At 63.1% G+C, this 17,748-nt stretch carries 23 protein-coding genes; 7 read left to right on the forward strand and 16 right to left on the reverse strand.

Annotation, left to right across the window (positions count from 1 at the left end):
- Positions 1-13 precede the first annotated feature (13 nt).
- Both GRI34_RS10540 and GRI34_RS10545 read right to left on the reverse strand, forming a co-directional pair.
- Positions 14-451: a TPM domain-containing protein gene (locus GRI34_RS10540; RefSeq protein WP_160595889.1), complete on the reverse strand. Its 438-nt coding sequence runs from the start codon at positions 449-451 to the stop codon at positions 14-16.
- Between the two features lie 98 nt (positions 452-549).
- The gene (locus GRI34_RS10545) at positions 550-1,005 is read right to left on the reverse strand and encodes a nucleoside deaminase (RefSeq protein WP_160595890.1); all 456 of its coding nucleotides are present in this window, start codon (positions 1,003-1,005) and stop codon (positions 550-552) included.
- A 157-nt stretch (positions 1,006-1,162) separates the two neighbouring features.
- Here GRI34_RS10545 and rpmB point away from each other — a divergent pair, with 157 nt between their 5' ends.
- Complete coding sequence (gene rpmB, locus GRI34_RS10550) at positions 1,163-1,453, forward strand: 50S ribosomal protein L28 (RefSeq protein WP_090476962.1); 291 nt, start codon at positions 1,163-1,165, stop codon at positions 1,451-1,453.
- A gap of 89 nt (positions 1,454-1,542) precedes the next feature.
- Here rpmB and GRI34_RS10555 read toward each other — a convergent pair whose 3' ends face one another.
- The 4 genes from GRI34_RS10555 to xseA are packed head-to-tail and all read right to left on the reverse strand — an operon-like array spanning position 1,543 to position 5,118.
- A complete protein-coding gene (locus GRI34_RS10555) occupies positions 1,543-2,511 on the reverse strand; it encodes an esterase-like activity of phytase family protein (RefSeq protein ID WP_160595891.1) in 969 nt (322 codons plus the stop codon).
- Positions 2,512-2,557: 46 nt separating this feature from the next.
- A complete protein-coding gene (locus GRI34_RS10560; protein WP_160596494.1) occupies positions 2,558-3,475 on the reverse strand; it encodes a M23 family metallopeptidase in 918 nt (305 codons plus the stop codon).
- On the reverse strand, positions 3,475-3,684 hold the full coding sequence (locus tag GRI34_RS10565; protein WP_160595892.1) for a DUF2093 domain-containing protein: 210 nt from the start codon (positions 3,682-3,684) through the stop codon (positions 3,475-3,477). The genes GRI34_RS10560 and GRI34_RS10565 overlap by 1 nt, the downstream gene beginning before the upstream one ends.
- A 24-nt stretch (positions 3,685-3,708) precedes the next feature.
- A complete protein-coding gene (xseA, locus tag GRI34_RS10570; RefSeq protein WP_160595893.1) occupies positions 3,709-5,118 on the reverse strand; it encodes an exodeoxyribonuclease VII large subunit in 1,410 nt (469 codons plus the stop codon).
- Between xseA and purD the strand changes: the two genes are divergently transcribed.
- The 3 genes from purD to GRI34_RS10585 are packed head-to-tail and all read left to right on the forward strand — an operon-like array spanning position 5,117 to position 7,775.
- Entirely contained in the window at positions 5,117-6,391 is a 1,275-nt protein-coding gene (purD, locus tag GRI34_RS10575; protein ID WP_160595894.1) for a phosphoribosylamine--glycine ligase, read from the forward strand. The genes xseA and purD overlap by 2 nt on opposite strands.
- A gap of 9 nt (positions 6,392-6,400) precedes the next feature.
- A complete protein-coding gene (locus GRI34_RS10580) occupies positions 6,401-7,318 on the forward strand; it encodes a M23 family metallopeptidase (RefSeq protein ID WP_160595895.1) in 918 nt (305 codons plus the stop codon).
- Positions 7,319-7,376: 58 nt separating this feature from the next.
- Positions 7,377-7,775, forward strand: coding sequence for a cytochrome c (locus tag GRI34_RS10585; RefSeq protein WP_160595896.1), 399 nt, complete (start codon positions 7,377-7,379; stop codon positions 7,773-7,775).
- Between the two features lie 7 nt (positions 7,776-7,782).
- On the opposite strand, the gene GRI34_RS10590 is transcribed toward GRI34_RS10585, so the two are convergent.
- Positions 7,783-8,778: an adenosine kinase gene (locus tag GRI34_RS10590; protein ID WP_090476978.1), complete on the reverse strand. Its 996-nt coding sequence runs from the start codon at positions 8,776-8,778 to the stop codon at positions 7,783-7,785.
- 113 nt (positions 8,779-8,891) lie between these two features.
- On the opposite strand from GRI34_RS10590, the gene GRI34_RS10595 reads away from it, so the two are divergent.
- From GRI34_RS10595 to GRI34_RS10605, 3 genes are read left to right on the forward strand one after another with little or no spacing between them, the layout of a single operon-like run.
- Positions 8,892-9,575: an EI24 domain-containing protein gene (locus GRI34_RS10595; protein WP_160595897.1), complete on the forward strand. Its 684-nt coding sequence runs from the start codon at positions 8,892-8,894 to the stop codon at positions 9,573-9,575.
- Positions 9,568-9,993 (forward strand): hypothetical protein, encoded by a 426-nt coding sequence (locus GRI34_RS10600; protein ID WP_160595898.1) that lies wholly within the window; start codon positions 9,568-9,570, stop codon positions 9,991-9,993. Before GRI34_RS10595 ends, GRI34_RS10600 begins: the two co-directional genes overlap by 8 nt.
- Positions 9,994-10,051: 58 nt before the next feature.
- Positions 10,052-10,981 (forward strand): hypothetical protein, encoded by a 930-nt coding sequence (locus tag GRI34_RS10605; RefSeq protein WP_160595899.1) that lies wholly within the window; start codon positions 10,052-10,054, stop codon positions 10,979-10,981.
- A gap of 24 nt (positions 10,982-11,005) precedes the next feature.
- Here the strand turns inward: GRI34_RS10605 and GRI34_RS10610 are convergent, their stop codons facing one another.
- Genes GRI34_RS10610 through sufB form a run of 9 tightly spaced genes read right to left on the reverse strand, consistent with a single transcriptional unit; the run spans position 11,006 to position 17,743 of the window.
- Positions 11,006-11,365, reverse strand: coding sequence for a HesB/IscA family protein (locus GRI34_RS10610; protein WP_160595900.1), 360 nt, complete (start codon positions 11,363-11,365; stop codon positions 11,006-11,008).
- Complete coding sequence (locus tag GRI34_RS10615) at positions 11,365-11,850, reverse strand: GNAT family N-acetyltransferase (protein ID WP_160595901.1); 486 nt, start codon at positions 11,848-11,850, stop codon at positions 11,365-11,367. Before GRI34_RS10615 ends, GRI34_RS10610 begins: the two co-directional genes overlap by 1 nt.
- Positions 11,850-12,353, reverse strand: coding sequence for an SUF system Fe-S cluster assembly protein (locus GRI34_RS10620; RefSeq protein ID WP_407692132.1), 504 nt, complete (start codon positions 12,351-12,353; stop codon positions 11,850-11,852). The genes GRI34_RS10615 and GRI34_RS10620 overlap by 1 nt, the downstream gene beginning before the upstream one ends.
- A complete protein-coding gene (locus GRI34_RS10625) occupies positions 12,350-13,567 on the reverse strand; it encodes an aminotransferase class V-fold PLP-dependent enzyme (protein ID WP_160595902.1) in 1,218 nt (405 codons plus the stop codon). The genes GRI34_RS10620 and GRI34_RS10625 overlap by 4 nt, the downstream gene beginning before the upstream one ends.
- Entirely contained in the window at positions 13,564-14,334 is a 771-nt protein-coding gene (locus GRI34_RS10630) for a SufD family Fe-S cluster assembly protein (RefSeq protein WP_160595903.1), read from the reverse strand. The genes GRI34_RS10625 and GRI34_RS10630 overlap by 4 nt, the downstream gene beginning before the upstream one ends.
- On the reverse strand, positions 14,331-15,083 hold the full coding sequence (gene sufC, locus GRI34_RS10635) for a Fe-S cluster assembly ATPase SufC (RefSeq protein WP_160595904.1): 753 nt from the start codon (positions 15,081-15,083) through the stop codon (positions 14,331-14,333). Before sufC ends, GRI34_RS10630 begins: the two co-directional genes overlap by 4 nt.
- A 22-nt stretch (positions 15,084-15,105) precedes the next feature.
- A complete protein-coding gene (locus GRI34_RS10640; RefSeq protein WP_160595905.1) occupies positions 15,106-15,780 on the reverse strand; it encodes a hypothetical protein in 675 nt (224 codons plus the stop codon).
- Positions 15,777-16,262: an endonuclease domain-containing protein gene (locus tag GRI34_RS10645; RefSeq protein WP_160595906.1), complete on the reverse strand. Its 486-nt coding sequence runs from the start codon at positions 16,260-16,262 to the stop codon at positions 15,777-15,779. Before GRI34_RS10645 ends, GRI34_RS10640 begins: the two co-directional genes overlap by 4 nt.
- The gene (gene sufB, locus GRI34_RS10650) at positions 16,259-17,743 is read right to left on the reverse strand and encodes a Fe-S cluster assembly protein SufB (protein WP_199800288.1); all 1,485 of its coding nucleotides are present in this window, start codon (positions 17,741-17,743) and stop codon (positions 16,259-16,261) included. Before sufB ends, GRI34_RS10645 begins: the two co-directional genes overlap by 4 nt.
- Between the last annotated feature and the right edge of the window lie 5 nt (positions 17,744-17,748).

The raw sequence follows: 17,748 nt of genomic DNA on the forward strand, positions 1-17,748 counted from the left end.
AGAAGACGCTTGGTCAGCCCTGATCCCTCAGCCTTCCTATTAACTGATCGGTGCCTGCCGCGATGCCCGAAAAGTAATCATCTTGCCTGAAATGAGGCAGGATCGAGTTTTGAATCACGGCTGAGCAGAACTCGTCCGGCAACACCTCCTCAAGACCATAGCCGACGGCGATCCTCACCCTGCGCTCGTTGGGAGCAACCAGGAGGATGACGCCATTATCGACACCTGCGCGACCGATCCCCCAGGCACCGCCCAGATCGGTCGTGTAGTCCGCAATCTCGCGCCCCATGAGACTGCCGACGGTAACAACCACCATCTGGTGTCCGGTGGCCTTCTCCAGGTCGATGAGCTTCTGAGCAATCGCCTGCTCTGCTGCCGGCGCAAGAATACTGGCATGATCCGAAACCGGCCCAAGCAGTTCCACCGATGGAGCCGGACGGGATTCTTCCACTGGAACCGCGGCTGGATCGCCCTGCGATTGATCCAGGCATCCGGCCAGTGCTGCGCCGAAAACGAGCGGACCACAGACTATATGGGAGAGGCGCCTCCTCAACGGCGGACCATGAAGAATTCGCGCAGCATCTGGGCGGCCCTGGCTTCCCCAATCCCAGAATAAACCTCCGGGCGGTGCAGGCATTGTTCTTGCTCGAAAACACGAGCGCCGTGTTCGACCGCGCCGCCCTTGGGGTCGCTCGCCCCGTAGTAAACCTTGCCCAGCCTTGCGTGCACGATCGCACCTGCGCACATGGCGCACGGTTCCAGCGTGACCCATAATTCGCAGTCGGTAAGGCGTTCCTGCCCAAGTGATTCTGCAGCACGGCGAATCGCCAGGATTTCGGCGTGGGCAGTCGGATCGCAAGTCTCGCGCGGCGTGTTGTGCGCCTCAGCAACCACCTCGCCGTCGCGTGTGATGACTGCACCCACCGGTACTTCGCCCGCTGCTGCGCTGGCCTCTGCCAGTTCGAGCGCGCGCTTCATCGGTTGCGGAAGGGTCCAGCCTGTCATACCAGCGCCTCGCTAGCCCGCAGGCTTCGGGGGCGCAACGTGCTTGACGATTCGCACCCTCGCCGCTATGCGCGCCGCTTTCCGGGATTTATGAGCCCCTCACCCGCAAATGCGGTCAAGGGAACTCGCCCGTCCATTCGAACGAAGAGACTGAACCATGTCGCGTATTTGCGAACTCACCGGCAAAGGCCGCCAGGTCGGCAACAATGTGAGCCACGCCAACAACAAGACCAAGCGCGTCTTCCTGCCGAACCTGCAGAACGTCACGCTGCTGAGCGAAAAGCTCGATCGCAGCTTCAAGTTCCGCGTGTCGACCCAGGGCCTGCGTTCGGTCGAGCACAACGGCGGTCTCGACAACTGGCTGCTGAAGACCAAGGACGAAAAGCTTTCGGCCAACGCGCTCAAGGTAAAGCGCGAGCTCAAGAAGGCTGTAGCCGAAGCCGCTTAAGGCGATGGCGCTTCGGCGCCGATCCAAGGCTTGAATTCTGAAAAGGCGCGCGGGTCTTGCCTGCGCGCCTTTTGCTGTTTGCTGCTGGGTTATCGAGCGTCTTTGGGCCAGTTTAATCGCATCAGCAGGGTTCTTTGGAACTTGCTGAAGTTATCGTCCGAGATAAGCCAGATAGCCCAATCGCCACCCGGCTCTTGCGTAACAAGAGCTCCTTCGAAGTTCTCTTGCGGGAAGGGGCGTCCAAGATCACTCAGGGGCTCCAGGGCGATCCCTTCTCCGCCCCTAATGTCCTCTGGGTCGAAGGTCGCGAGCTTCACGGAGAAGTAGGGCGGCAAACCGAGTTCGAATGCGCGAAGGAGCACAAGGATTCTCCCATCGGGTAGAAGTGCGGCCTCCGAAGGGTTGTATCCCTCTTCGCCTATCAGGGTGAAGCTGACAGGATTTGCGCCGCGAACGGGATCGTCGTCGAAAACCAGCGCCTCGTGCCGAGCCTCGCCGCGATCCTCCTCAGCGATCACGATGATCTTGCCGTCGGCAAGGCGAACCATGGCTTCCGCGCCTGAATTGTTCGCCCAGTCCTGCATGGCCGGCGGTTTCAAAGCCGCCGACCAGGTACGGTCTCGGTTGAACCTGACAACGTGGTTCGACCCCTCGATGCCTGACCAGAAGCGACCTGTTTCGGGGTCGCGCACAATGGATTCTAGGTCGATCCGGATCCAGCCATCATTCGAGAACCCCGTGAAACCGGAAACTTCCGGTGCAGGCCCCTCCCGGTCCGGTCGGGTAAGCAACAGAACGCGTCCTGCATCGCTGCCTGCGAGAAACATATCCCCGCCAAGGGCAACCAATGCGGAATAACCACCGAACCCGTCGTTCTCGCTTGTCAGGTGCCAAAGCCCGCCAAGTGACAGGGGGCCATTCGTCACAGCATCGAACGTGAGCGCGCGTATCTCAACTGAACCTGTCAGGTCCGGCGGAGCGACATCGCTGCGCACGAACACCCCGGGCGAGAGGCCCAGGGCGAGAAGCGCAACAAGGAAAATTCGGCCTATCCGCATCGGGTAAACGCATGCCGTGGCGCGACCTGCGGGTATGCTCCCAACCTCATGGCATGGGAGGCAGGAACAAGAGCGGATCGAGCCGCTTCTCGCGCCACATCAGGCTCCAGTGGAGGTGTGGCCCGGTAGCGCGGCCGGAGGCACCGACATTGCCAAGCAGCTGGCCCTGTTCGACCCGGTCACCCTCCGCCACTCTCAGCCGCGAGAGGTGGATGAAGGCGCTATTCAGGCCTGCACCATGATCCAGGATGATGATACCGCCCTCAAGGCTGAACCCTGTCCGCGCGAGCACGACGACGCCGCCAGCAGGCGCCACGAAAGGAGCGCCATTGCCCGGAGCGATGTCGATACCGGAGTGATAGCTGCCCGGCTCGCCGCGATAGATTCGCTGGCGTCCGAAACGACCAGAAATGCGTCCGGTAACCGGCCAGATAAATTCCTGCATCCAACCTTCGGCCCCGGTTTCCTTCGCCCGGGCATCGCGGATCGCCAGCCATTCCGGCTCGCGCTTCGCCCACCAGGCCGCGCCGCCGCCACCCGTGCCCTTGGCAACATTGACGCGCTCGATATCCCACTCGCGCGGATCGACGGTGATGGTCTCCCGGGCATAGACCAGATTGCCACTCGTCGCCTTGAACTCGATCTTCGCGGGGCTGTCCCTGTCGAATGCGGCAAAGAAGCGGCCTTCGTCATCGACGGCGATTTCCTGATCGCCCAACTGCGCGGTCCATCGCCCGGGACCGAGGTCGCCGCGCATCCAGCCGCCTTGGGTCAGTTCGCCGGTGAAGGTGAAATCGATCGGTCTTGCGGGTTCGGGCCTTGGTTCTTCGACAACAGTCGGCGCGGGCGCCGGAGCAAGCTCGTTCACGACCACCTCTTCCGGTGCGGGCGCGGGCGTGCCCTGCGCAGGAGCGACGCAAGCGGCACTGAGGAGAGAAAGTAACGGCGCGACCCTTTGGCGCATCACGGTTTGAGACGCTCCGTGGCGAGTTGCGGGGTCGCGTAGGCTTCCTGGTGCTCTACCGACCAGTAACGCAATTCGTCGAGCGGGATCGCCTCGCCCGAAGCGGCGCAGAAAACGTGCTGGCCTGCGCGCAGCACGCGGAAGCCGTTCGGGCCGTATTGCAGCTTTGCCTCGCCCGAAGCGGGGCCGGAATTCTTGTTCATCAGCATGGTGATCGTCCTAGCACTTCGCGCCTATCCGAACAAATCATCCTGCGCTGGTGGCGTTCCCTTCGCCGGGCGCTTCGCGCGCGGTTCCGGGGCCTTGGGCGCCTGCAGTGCCTTGCCGGTCGTGACGACCAGGTCTCCATCGCGGAATTTCAGCGTCAGGGCAGCCTCCTTCGCCGCGGTCGCATGGGTAGTCACGGTCTTGCCCTCCGGCCCGATGACCCGCACGTACCCGCGCTTCACGACATTGTCCGGATCGAGCGAGACCATCAGGCGAGATACCGCAGTCAGGCGCTGCTGCGCCTGCTCTACGCGGATTCTCAGAAGGGGTGCATTGAGCCTCGCCCGGTCGGATTGCAGCCGGTCACGCGCGCGGGCTGCGCGGTCGCGTAGCCCGTTAGCGAGCCGCGTCGCGGCATCGTCTAGCCGCTGCGCCTGGGGCTGCAGCAGCACCTCCAGCTTGGGCATGCGCTGGACCCGAGCCTCCAGCCGCTCGCGACCGAGCTGCACGGGGCGCAGTATGGCGCGCTGCTGCCGTGCACCGAAGTCGGAAAGCGCCGCGGCAAGTTCCTGGCGGACAGGCACGGCCATCTCGGCAGCAGCGGTAGGTGTCGGGGCGCGCCTGTCGGCAGCATGATCAGCCAGAGTGGTGTCTGTTTCGTGTCCGACCGCGCTTATCGTCGGGATGGAGCAGTCCGCGATCGCGCGCACGACCACCTCTTCGTTGAAGTTCCACAAATCCTCGATAGAGCCGCCCCCACGAGCGACAATGACGAGGTCCGGCCGGTCGGGATGACCTTCGGGCAGCGCCGAAAATCCGCGCACCGCGCCTACAACCTGGTCCGCTGCGCCCTGCCCCTGAACGAGGACGGGCCACACGATGACCCGGCTGGGGAAGCGGTCGGCAAGCCGGTGGAGAATGTCGCGGATGACCGCCCCGGTGGGCGAGGTCACCACGCCGATGGTACGGGGCAGGAACGGAAGCGCCCGCTTGCGTCCTTCGTCGAAGAGACCCTCCGCAGCAAGGCGCGCGCGCGTCTTTTCGAGCAAGGCCAACAAGGCCCCTTCCCCTGCCAGCTCCATCCGCTCGATCACGATCTGATATTTCGAGCGGCCGGGATAGGTCGTCAGCTTGCCGCTGGCGACGACTTCGAGGCCATCTTCGGGCTGGAACGCAAGGCGCTGGGTATTGCCGCGCCACATCACCCCGTCGACGACCGCCTTCTCGTCCTTGAGCGCGCAATACATGTGTCCGCTAGCCGCGCGTTTGACGCCGGAAAGCTCGCCGCGCAGACGCACAAAGCCGAAGCTCTCCTCCACCGTCCGCTTAAGCAGGCCCGAAATCTCGCTGATCGAGAGCGGGGCAGCGTTGTCCCCGGCGCGACCCTTCGCTACCAGACTGTCATCTTGGGAATCTGACGGGAAATCGGCGGGCATGAATATCCTTTTGCTGGGCGGCGGTGGTCGCGAACATGCGCTTGGCTGGAAACTGGCGCAATCGCCGCAATGCGACAAGCTGTGGGCTAGTCCCGGCAACCCTGGAATGGCCGAATGCTCGGAATGCATCGCTCTCGATGCGAGTGATCACGGCGCGGTGGAGCAGTTTTGCCGCGACAAGTCCATCGGACTGGTCGTGATCGGTCCCGAAGCCCCGTTGGTTGACGGATTGGCAGACGATCTGCGTGCAGCGGGCGTGGCGGTTTTCGGTCCCTCCAAGGCAGCCGCGCAACTGGAAGGCAGCAAGAGCTTTACCAAGGAGCTCTGCCAGCGCGCCCGCATCCCGACCGCGCGGTTCGAACGGTGCACCTCGCTCGAGGCGGCCTGGGGAGCGCTGAAGAAATTTGACCCGCCCTTCGTTCTCAAGGCGGACGGGCTGGCGGCGGGCAAGGGGGTCGTCATCGCCGAGACTCGCGAAGATGCGCAACACGCCCTTTCCGAAATGTTCGACGGCAAGTTCGGCAGCGCCGGCAGTGAAGTCGTCATCGAGGAATTCCTGCAGGGCGAGGAGGCGAGCTATTTCGCTCTCACCGATGGCGAGACCATCGTCCCGATCGGCAGCGCACAGGACCACAAGCGCGTAGGTGAAGGCGACACCGGACCCAATACCGGCGGCATGGGCGCTTATTCGCCTGCGCCGGTCCTGACCGACGCCCTGAAAGACCAGGTCATGCGCGAGATCATCGAGCCGACGGTCCGGACCATGCGCGAAGAAGGCCACCCCTATTCAGGCGTCCTTTACGCGGGTCTCATGCTGACGAAGACGGGTCCGCAACTGATCGAATACAACGTGCGCTTCGGCGATCCGGAATGCCAGGTGCTGATGATGCGGCTTGATAGCGATTTGGTCGAGATCATGCACGCCTGCGCGGAAGCGCGGCTCGGACAAATCGAGGCGCCGCGCATGGCGGACGAGTTCGCGCTGACGGTCGTCATGGCTGCAGAAGGCTATCCCGATACTCCGAAGAAGGGCGGCGCCATTCATCTCGGCAATGCGGAGGCGGAAGGGGCCAAGGTCTTTCATGCAGGCACGAAGATGGATGGCGGCCAGCTCGTCGCGAACGGCGGCAGGGTGCTCAACGTTACTGCAAAAGGCGCGAGCGCGACCGAGGCCCAGCGCAATGCCTATGCCGCGGTCGACGCCATCCACTTCGCAGAAGGTTTCTGTCGCCGTGACATCGGCCAGCGAGAGGTCAGGCGCGAGCGGGGGTAAGGCAGTCCCATGCTGCTTTACGGGCTTGTCTTCCAGAACCTGGCGCTGATTGCGCTAATCCTTGGCCTGTTCTTCGCACGACCCGCGCCGTTTGGACGGAAGCTGTGGGTGGTCGGCGGGGCATCCGCTTTCGTAGCCGGGATCCTCTTGCTGGGTTTGTGGATATACCCGCCCCCGCTGGGCGCGGTTTTCTATCTCGCCCTGTTCGTAGCGGCCTGCATTAGATGGCTCCGTCAACCCGCGCCCGACAATGCCGCAGGTCGCGCCAGCCTCTTCGCGGCAGTTGGCCTGGCCGCCTTGGGGGCAGCCATGATCTGGCAGGGAGTGACGGGGCGGATCGCCCCCGACGAACCTTATCTGTCACTGGCCAGCCCCCTGCCTGAGGGCGTCGGATATTGCGTCCTGTCAGGAGGAGCCTCCGTCGGCCTGAACCTGCATTACGTCGTGAGCGCAAGCACGGCGGCGGACTTCGAAAAGCATTCCGTCGACCTGATTGCGACCAACGCAAACGGGTTCAGGACTAAGCCCGGACTATCCCTTCATCCCAAGCCGCTTTCGCCGGAAGATTACGCGGTGTTCGGAACCCCGGTAACCGCACCGTGCACGGGAGAGGTCGTCGAGACGGAGAATGACAAGCCGGATGTCCTGGCGGGGCACAAGTACCGCTCTCGCGACGGAGCGAACCTCGTCCTGCTGAGATGCGACGGGCGCGAAGTGCTGATGGCCCATTTCAAGCAGGGTTCCGTAAGGGTTTCGGAAGGCGATACCGTTTCGGCGGGAAGCGTTCTCGGCCTGGTGGGCAATTCCGGCAATACGGAAGAACCGCACCTGCATATTCACGCGCAGGAGGAGGGCGCCGATGGAAGCCTTGTCCCGGTGCCGATCCGATTCGAAGGGCGTTATCTCGCGCGCGGCGACTGCCTCTGAGATACAGCCCAGCGCTTTGCACTTGCCTTTTCGCCAATCGGAGCGGCAAACTCGGAGCATGGAAAGAACCGGATCGCTCGCTCGCCTCGTCCTGCCTGCTATTGGCGTCCTTGCCCTTTGCGGCTGCCAGACAGCTTATGCCGATGAACAGGGAGCAAGTGCCGGCCCTGCGCCCTCGAATATGGCGCACGACAATCCGCTCGCCTTCGCACAGGGCGCCTGCGGCGGATGTCACGCGGTCGAGAAACCGTGGCTATCGCCCAATCCCGACGCGCCGACCTTTGCCGATATTGCCAATCGTGAGGGCGTGACCGAGGAAACGCTGCAAACCTATCTCACCGACGCGCACAATTACCCGCTGGTGATGGATTTCGATCTCGATCCCGAGCAGGCGGCAGAACTTGCCCACTACATCCTCAGCCTGGAGGACGAGGACTACCACAAGCCCCCGTCCTGACAGGGTCTCAGCCGAGCTTTTCGGCGACGAGCGCCTTCAGGTCCTTCTCGCTGCGCGCGCCGATGTGGCTGATGATCTCGGCTGCACAGATCGCGCCCATCCGCAGGCAGGTCTCGAGGCTTTCGCCGCGTGCATGGCCGGTAAGGAAGCCTGCTGCGAAGAGGTCGCCCGCACCCGTCGTATCGACCACCTGCTCGATCGGTTCGGCTTCGATTGCCACACGTTCGCCATTGGCGATGCCGACGGCGCCCTTGGCGCTGCGCGTTGCGACGAGGACCGGGACCTTGTCGGTCAGCGCAGCGAGGCCGGCGTCGAAGTCGTCTTCACCGGTCAGCGTCGCCAGTTCGTGCTCGTTGACGAAGAGGATGTCGATCTTGCCCTCTTCGATCAGGGCGCGGAAATCGTCGCCATGGCGTTCGATCACAAAGCTTTCGCTGGCGGTGAAAGCGACCTTGCGGCCGGCTTCGCGGGCGACGTCGATCGCACGGCGCATGGCGCTGCGCGGTTCTTCAGGATCCCAGAGATAGCCTTCGAGATAGAGGATCCCGGCGCTGGCAATCAGCTCGTCGTCGAGGGCTGCGGGAGGCAGGAACTGGCTGGCACCGAGGAAGGTGTTCATCGTGCGCTCGCCATCGGGCGTGACGAAAATGAGGCAGCGCGCGGTGGGCGGATCGCCGTCGCGCGGCGCGGTGTCGAAGTCGATACCAACGGCGCGGATGTCGTGGCTGAAGATCTCGCCCAGCTGGTCCTTGGCGACCTGGCCGACGAAGGCGCACTGTGCGCCAAGCGAGGACATGCCCGCCAGCGTATTGGCTGCCGAACCGCCGGAGATCTCCGTCGCGCGGCCCATTGCGTCGTAAAGTTCCTTGGCGCGCGGCGTATCGACCAGGGTCATGCCGCCTTTCGCCAATCCGAGCTCTTCGATCAGATCGTCTTCACAGGGGGCCATGACATCGACGATTGCGTTGCCGATGGCGATGACGTCGTAACGGGGCTGGGACATTGGTACTCCGGAGGATGTGTGAACGGTGTGTCGGGCGCCGTTAGCGCTTCGTCGGGCATTGGCCAAGGGCGGCGTTGACTTGCGCCGCCCATCTGCGCAATCGCTGGCAGGAGATGATATCGCTTCCCCGCGCCCTTACCCTGTCACTCGGCCAGTTGGGCGATCCTGCGATCGTGAAGGTGCTGGTGAAGAGTATAGCGGTTACGATCGCGATATTTCTCGTGATAGGTTCTGTAGTACTCTCGGCGCTTTACAAAGCACTTGTAGCCTATGGCGTAGGCTTGAGTGCAGAGATCAGCGCCATTGCCGCCGTCCTGCTTACGGTCGTGGCCGGCTGGCTGCTGTTCCGCTTCGTGGCGCTGTTTGTCCTACAATTCTTCGCTGACGAGATCGTTCGGGCAGTAGAGGCTCGACATTATCCCCACGCTGCAAGCGTCGCCAATCTGCCCTTCCGGCAAGAGCTGGCGAACAGCGTGCGATCGACCGTGCGCGCTTTGCTGGTGAACCTGGCGGCATTGCCCTTCGCCCTGATCCTGCTGGTCACCGGCGCCGGGACAGCAATCCTGTTCTGGGCGGTCAACGGCTGGCTGCTGGGCCGCGAATTGCAGGACATGGTGTGGCTGCGTCATCGCGGCCATGCGCAGGAGATTGCACCGATTTCGGCCGCGCAAAGGTTCCTCCTCGGGGGCACGGTGGCGGGGATCCTCCTCGTGCCCTTCGCCAATTTGCTCGCCCCGGTCATCGGCGCGGCGAGCGCTACTCACATGGTGCATCGCGGGAGACAAACCGATGCGTAACTTCGCTCCGCTGCTCCTAGTCGCCACCGGGCTGTCCGCCTGTGTCAGCGCGCCGCCCGCACCTTCGGCCCCGCCGCCGCGAGCGCCGGTCACGGCGCCGCCGCCCCAGCAACCGGTCGAGGTCGCCCCGTCTTCGGGAGGCTTCATCGCCCCGCGGGTCATGAACGTCCCCGGCCTCGAAGGGGTGATCGGCAAGAACGCAACCGCGCTCGCCATTATCTTCGGGCCGCCGCGGCTGGAGGTGAAGGAGGGCGATGCGCTGAAGCTGCAGTTCACCGGGCCGGCCTGCGTGCTCGATATCTACCTCTACCCCCTGTCGCCCGGGGCACAGCCCAGCGCGACCTATGTATCGGCGCGCAGGGCCAGCGATTCCCTCGACGTCGACCGCGCAGCTTGCGTCGCGGCGCTGCGTCGGTAAGATGAAATTAATAGCGTAATACTAGGGAAATCGGGTCCATTCAGGGGGACTTGGAACAATGAGTACGCAATTCGACCAAATCGCCGAACATGCTGCGGCAGACGGCAAGGTCACGCCCGACGAAGTTCTGCAGCTGCGCCGCGAATGCTGGCCCGATGGTATCATCACCAGGGCAGAGGCGGACGCGATCTTCGCGCTCAACGACAAATTGACCGAGCGCGGCCCCGAATGGACCGAGTTTTTCGTCGAGGCGCTGAGCGTCTTCACGGTCATGCAGCTGGAGCCCAAGGGCTATGTCAGCCAGGAAAACGCCGACTGGCTGGTCGCACGGATCGACCATGACGGCGAATTCGGTTCGATGGCCGAATGCGAACTCGTCGTGAAGATTTTCGAGCGTGCGAAGAACGTCCCACAAAGCCTGAAGGACTGGGTGATCGAACGCATGGAAGATGCCGTCCTGAACGGTACCGGGCCGACTCATCGCGGCGGCCAGATGGAAAAGGGCAATGTCACAGCCGCCGAAGCGCAGATCCTGCGCCGCGCGATCTTTGCTCCCTCCAGCGCCCGTCCCGGTGGGGTTGGGCGGTCGGAAGCCGACCTCTTGTTCCGCATAAAGGACGCTACGCTCCACGCCGACAACGATCCGGAATGGAAGCGCCTCTTCGTGCAGGGGATCGCCAGCTATTTGCAGGGATTTCACCTGCCCAACGCCCAGATCAGCCGCGAACGCGCTGCCGAACTGGACATTTTCATGGCCGATACCTCGCGCAGCGTCGGGCGGTTCGTCGGGCGCATGGCCAAGGCTTCGCCCAATGTCTTCGGACAGGTCTTCGGCAAGCGTGGCACTGCCCCGTCGATGGAAAATCGCATCGTCGAAGCCGAGAAGGTCACCACGACCGAGCAGGCCTGGCTGGACGGCAAGATCCACGCCGACGGCGAAGTCGACGACTACGAACAGGCCTTGCTGGATTTCCTCGCGGAAGGGTGAGTCGGAGGAGCCGGGTGGACCGGCTCAGACCATGAAGCTCTCGCCGCAGCCACACGCGCCCTTGGCATTGGGGTTGTCGAAAACGAAACCGGCAGAGAAATCGTCCTCCACCCAGTCCATCATGCTGCCCACGAGGTAGAGCACGCTGGCGCCGTCGATGTAGAAGACGCCGCCGGGGGTTTCGATCTTCTCGTCGAACTTGGCCTCTTCGGTCACGTAATCGACCGAATAGGCGAGGCCCGAACAGCCGCGACGCGGAGTCGACAGCTTCACACCGATGGCATCGTCTGGCGCCTTGGCCATGAGATCGGCAACGCGCTGCTCGGCACGCGGCGTCAGGTTGACGGCGGCCTTGGGGGCGGGGCGGGTGCTTGTCTCGGTCATTACAGTCTCTTCTGCCAGAATAGCGCGTGGCCCTTGTCCGGGTCCAGTTCATAGTCGCCATAGCCCTGGGCGGTGTACAGGCCCTTGGCCGGATGGTTGCCGCTGAGGACTTCGAGCGTCACCTTGCAGGCGCCCATGCGACGGGCCTCGTCGTGGATGGCATCGAACATCGCCTTGCCCACGCCCTTGCCGCGCTGGCCATCGCGGACCACCATGTCGTGAATGTTGACCAGCGGCTTTGCAGCGAATGTCGAATAGCCGGTGAAGCAGTTCGACAGGCCAACCGCCCGATCACCGTCGAAGGCGAGGATCGAGAAGGCGCCGGGCGTATTCGCAAGACCCGGGACGAGGTTTTCGCGAACCTCGTCGCTCAGCGCTTCGCCACCACCCATCGGATCGCGCGCGTAGCAGTCGAGCAATTCGACCACCGTGTTCGCATCACTTTCGTCGCCATAATCGGCAATCCGGGTGGTGATTTCGGTCATCAAAGCATGCCCAGTTCGAGCCGTGCCTCGTCCGTCATCTTGTCCGGACCCCAAGGCGGATCCCAGACGAGATTCACCTCGGCATCGCGCACGCCGGGCACGCTGGCGGCGCGCAATTCGACTTCGCCCGGCATGGTTTCGGCAACCGGGCAATGCGGCGTCGTCAGCGTCATGGTGACGATCACGTCCGCCTCGTCCGACACCTCTACGCCGTAGATCAGGCCGAGGTCGTAGATGTTCACCGGTATTTCCGGATCGTAGATTTCCTTCAATGCATCGACGACAGCCTGTTGCAGCTTGCCGCCGGTGCCCGTCACGCTTTCGGCTTCGGGTTTCTTCTGCAGGAAGCCTTCGAGGTAGTCGCGCTTGCGCTCCAGCTTCTCTCCTGCAGTCTCGTCGGGGTCGATCGCGTCCGACACGCGGGCGCGCGGAGGCTTTCCAACCACCATGTCTGCCGGCGATGGTGCGGCAATGAAATCCTTGTCGTCAGACGGCTTGTTCATCCGAAGATCCTCCGGGTCCTTTCGATGCCCCGCATGAGGGCGGCAATGTCGTTTTCGTCGCTGTAGAGGCCGAAACTGGCGCGCGCGGTTGCCGGCACGCCGAGATGCTCCATCAGGGGCTGCGCGCAGTGATGGCCTGCGCGTATCGCCACGTTCTCTTCATCCAATATGGTGCCGAGATCGTGCGGATGAACCCCTTGGAGCGCGAAGGAGACGATCCCCGCGCTCTCTTCGGGGCCGAACAGGGTCACGGCATTGGTGCGGCGCAATTCCTCGCGCAGCTTCCGCGCAAGGCCGTTTTCGTGCTCGTACAGCTTGTCGGGATCGTGCGCGGCCACGTAGTCGATCGCTGCGTGGAGCGCGATCGCTTCGGTGATCATCGGGGTTCCCGCCTCGAAACGCTGCGGCGGCGGGGCGTAGGTGGTGCCTTCGAACGAGACCTTGTCGATCATCGCACCGCCACCTTGCCAGGGCGGCATAGCGTCGAGAATGTCCTCACGCGCCCACAGCACGCCGATACCGGTCGGCCCGTAGAGTTTGTGGCCCGAGAAGGCATAGAAGTCGCAATCCAGCGCCTTCATGTCGAGCGTCATGCGCGGAGCTGCCTGGCAGCCGTCGAGCAGGATTTTCGCGCCGACCGAATGCGCAAGGTCGGCGGCCTTGCGCGCGTCCAGCACGCTGCCGAGGACGTTTGAAACATGGGCCAGCGCCACCAGCTTGGTGCGCGGGCCGATCAGCGCCTCCAGCGCGCCAAGGTCGATGCAGCCGTCTTCGGTCAGCGGACACACGTCGATCTGCGCGCCCGTGCGTTCAGCTACCATCTGCCAGGGCACGATGTTGGAGTGGTGCTCGAGCGTCGACAGCACGATGCGGTCGCCCTCGGTCAGCCGGGTCATGCCCCAGCTTGCCGCGACAAGGTTGATCGCTTCGGTCGCGCCGCGCACGAATACGATCTCGTTTTCCGACTGCGCTCCGATGAAGTCCGCAACGCGCCTGCGAGCGGCCTCATAGCCCTGCGTCATCATCGCGCTGCGCGAATAGACGCCGCGGTGGACGGTCGCATAATCCTCGCCCATGGCGCGCGACATGGCGTCGATCACTGCCTGCGGTTTCTGCGCCGTGGCGGCCGTGTCGAGGTAATGCCAAGGCGCGCCCTCGGGCGTCAGGAGGCCCGGGAAATCGGCCTTGCGGGTGAGGGTGGCCGTGTCGTTCACAGGTGCTTGTCCAGCTTGTCGAGCGCGATGCGCAGCAGTCGTTCCTGCTCGGCCTCGTCGTCCAGCTCCACCAGCGCATCGCCGATGAAGGCCTGCACCAGCAGGCGACGCGACGCTTCGGGGGAAAGCCCGCGCGCAGCCATGTAGAAACGGGCGTTCTCGTCCATCTGGCCGACGCTGGCGCCGTGTTCGCACTTTACGTCGTCCGCAAAGATTTCCAGCTGCGGCACGGCATTCACGCTCGCGCCTTTTTCAAGGAGCAGGCCCTTGAAGCTTTGCGCAGCATCAGTCTTCTGTGCGTCGCGGACCACGTCGATCCGGCCGAGGAAGTTGCCCGTGCCCTTGCCCCAGTGGACGCTGCGCACGATCTGGTTGCTGGTAGCATTCGGCTCTTCGTGGGCCACCCGCGTCACGAATTCGCGGACGGTCGAGCGACCGCCCACCGTTATCCCGCCCATTTCGAAATGCGCGCCCTCGGCAAGGGTGAGCACCACCTCGACCCGGCCCAGCTGCGCACCGGCAATGACGCCGAACAGTTCGAAACGCGCGCCCTTGCCGATCTTCACCCGCAGGCGCCGCAGTTCGACGCCGTCGGGATCGGAATTCTCGTCGGAGATAACCAGCGTTTCGCGCACAGTTTCGCCGGCGGGGACTTCGATGTCCTGCCAACGGTCGAATGCGCCGAGGTCCATGCCGGCCAGCGCATCCGTGTCGGAATAGCGCCAGGCCTCGTCCTTGCGTGTGGGAAAAGCAACGTCCTGGGTCATGCAGGCTCCGCCATCACCGCGTCATAGCCTTCGCTCTCGAGCCGCAGCGCAAGCTCCGGGCCGCCGGTCTTGACGATGCGACCCTTGCTCAGGATGGAAACCTTGTCTGGCTTCACCACGTCGAGCAGGCGCTGGTAGTGCGTGATCAGCAGGACGCCCTTGCCGCTATTTCGCATGATCGTATTGATGCCGTCGCCCACGACGCGCAGCGCATCGATATCGAGGCCGCTGTCGGTTTCATCGAGCACGGCAAATGCCGGATCGAGAATGCCCATCTGGACCATCTCGGCGCGCTTCTTCTCGCCGCCGGAAAAGCCGACGTTCACATTGCGCTTGAGCATATCCATGTCGAGCTTCAGCAGGGCGGCCTTTTCCTTCGCCACCTTCAGGAACTCGCCGCCCGAGAGCGGTTCTTCACCGCGGCCCTTGCGCTGTGCATTGAGCGCCTCGCGCAGGAACTGGACGTTCGAGACACCGGGAATTTCGACCGGGTACTGGAAGCCGAGGAATAGCCCCGACGCAGCGCGCTCGTGCGGTTCCATGTCGAGCAGGTCCTGGCCGCGGAAGATGACCGAGCCGCCCGTCACTTCGTAGCCCGGCCGACCGCCGAGCACGTAGGACAGCGTCGATTTGCCCGCGCCATTGGGCCCCATGATTGCATGGATTTCGCCCGCAGCCACCTCTAGGCTGAGGCCGTTGAGAATGGTCTTGCCGTCGATTTCGGCGGTGAGGTTTTCGATTTTCAGCATCGGTATGTCCTGTTCGTGCCGCTTAGCTATTGGGCACCTGGTCCTGCGCCGTATTGTCCGCGATTTCTGATCCCGGGCAGCGGCGCATCTCGAACTGCATCATGCGCGTGAGGCGCAGCAGCTCGGTTGAATAATTCATCAAGGCGAGGCGATCTTCAGCCGTATATTCATCCTTGTCGTGGATGCGCTCCAGCTTCGGGCCTTCCGTGGCTGCGAAGTCCTCGCGCTGATTGCGAAGCTCGGTGACGCGCGCCACGCAGGCGGTGTCGACCGTCGTTTCCTGCTCCTCGCGATACCGACGATGGTTGGAAAGGCCGGCGGCGATCAAGGCGTCCAGATCGGTGCCGCGCGCCACATGAATGCGGCGGACCGTCTCGAAGATTTCAGCGACCTGTTCGGGGCTGGCTTCATCAGTGCGCCCGCGCTGGGACAAGCGGTCGTTAGCACCCTTCTCAAGCTTGACTGCCTGCTTGGCGCAGCGCTGGATATCGCCGCGATACTGGTCGGCAAAACCGCTGCCATCGCCGACGATGTAGTTACCGCTCTTGAGGCAGCTATAATAGTCGTCGACGAATGCGCCGATCAGGCTGGGATATTCAAGCGCCCAGGTCTCCGAATTCTCGGGATACTCGGCAGACACGGCTTCAGAGGCTTGCTGGGTGACCAGCAACAGGGATGCGGCGGTGGCAAGGATCATCGGTTGGCTCCTTCGTGATCGGCGCGGCGCTGGCGCTTGTCGGCAATACGGCTGCGCATGCCGAGCGTAATGCGTTCGAGCACGGCATCCATGTTTTCGAGGATGTCCTTGGCGGCGATGCGCATCACGCGGATGCCGACCGCCTCGAGGCTCTTGTCGCGGCGCTTGGCCAGCGTGTCGTTCTGGCCTTCCTCGTCGATGGCGATCGCCATGCCGAGTTTGTGGCAGTTGAAATCGACGATCGCGCTGCCGACCACGGCATGGCGCTTGAAGATGAAGGGGCCGAGATTGGCCTTGGCAAACTTATCGGCGAGCGCCTTGTGTGCCTCGGACGAGTGCCGCCGCATCTCGCGTGCCTGTTCATGCAGCGCATCGAGGCGCTTCTCGGAAATCTCCCATCCGCGGCCCTTCTTCTTGATCGAAGGGGCCTCGTCACCGGTTTCGGACGGATCGCGGAGTTGGAGGGTCTTGCGGTCAGTCATCCAACGCTTCCTTCAAGCGAAATAGCCAACAGCTTCTGCGCTTCGACAGCAAACTCCATCGGCAGCTCTTTCAGCACATCCTTGGCAAAGCCGTTGACGATCAGGGCCACGGCCTCTTCCTCGTCCAGCCCGCGCTGCATGGCGTAGAACAGCTGGTCGTCCGAAATCTTGGACGTCGTCGCTTCGTGTTCGATCGTGGCCGAGGGGTTCTTCACCTCGATATAGGGCACGGTGTGGGCGCCGCATTTGTCGCCCAGCAAAAGGCTGTCGCATTGGGTGAAATTGCGCACGTTGTCGGCATTTGCCGCCACGGCCACACGCCCGCGATAGGTGTTGTTCGACTTGCCTGCAGAAATACCCTTGGAGATGATCGTCGAACGGCTGCCCTTCCCGTTGTGGATCATCTTGGTGCCGGTGTCGGCCTGCTGGAAGTTATTGGTCACCGCGACCGAGTAGAACTCGCCCACGCTGTCTTCGCCGTTGAGCACGCAGGAAGGGTACTTCCACGTCACCGCGCTGCCGGTTTCGACCTGCGTCCAGCTGATCTTCGAGCGCGCGCCCTGGCACAGGCCGCGCTTGGTGACGAAATTGTAGATTCCGCCGACGCCTTCTGAATTGCCCGGATACCAGTTCTGGACGGTCGAGTACTTGATCTCGGCATCTTCCATGGCGACCAGTTCGACCACTGCGGCATGGAGCTGGTTTTCATCGCGCATCGGCGCCGTGCAGCCTTCGAGATAGCTGACGTAGCTGCCCTTTTCGGCAACGATCAGCGTGCGTTCGAACTGGCCGGTGTTTTCGGCATTGATGCGGAAATAGGTGGACAGCTCCATCGGGCAGCGCACCCCTTCGGGCACGTAAACGAAGGTGCCGTCCGAAAAGACCGCGCAATTCAGTGTCGCGAAGTAGTTGTCCTTCATCGGCACGACCTTGCCGAGCCACTTCTTCACCAGCTCGGGATATTCACGGATCGCCTCGCTGATCGAGAGGAAGATGACGCCTGCGCGCTTCAATTCCTCGCGGAAGCTGGTGGCCACGCTGACGCTGTCGAACACGGCATCCACCGCGACCTTCTTCGCACCCTTAACCCCGGCAAGCACTTCCTGCTCGCCCAGCGGAATGCCGAGCTTGTCGTAGACGCGCTTGATCTCGGGATCGAGGTCGTCGAGCGAGTCGAGTTCGACCTTCTTCTTGGGCGCGGCGTAATAATAGGCGTCCTGGTAATCGATTTCCGGATAGCCGAGCTTGGCCCAGTTAGGCTCTTCCATGTCCTGCCACAGGCGGAAGGCCTTCAGGCGCCAGTCTAGCATCCATTCCGGCTCGTTCTTCTTGGCCGAAATGAAGCGGACCGTGTCTTCGGTCAGGCCTTTCTCGGCAAATTCGGTCTCGATGTCGGAGGACCAGCCGTGCTCGTACTCGGCCGCCTTTTCGGCAGCTTCACGCGCATCCTTGTCCATTTCCGCGCGGTCCTGGATGTCCATGTCTT

This window comes from Qipengyuania aquimaris (assembly GCF_009827445.1).
GTDB classification, from domain to species: Bacteria; Pseudomonadota; Alphaproteobacteria; order Sphingomonadales; family Sphingomonadaceae; genus Qipengyuania; species Qipengyuania aquimaris.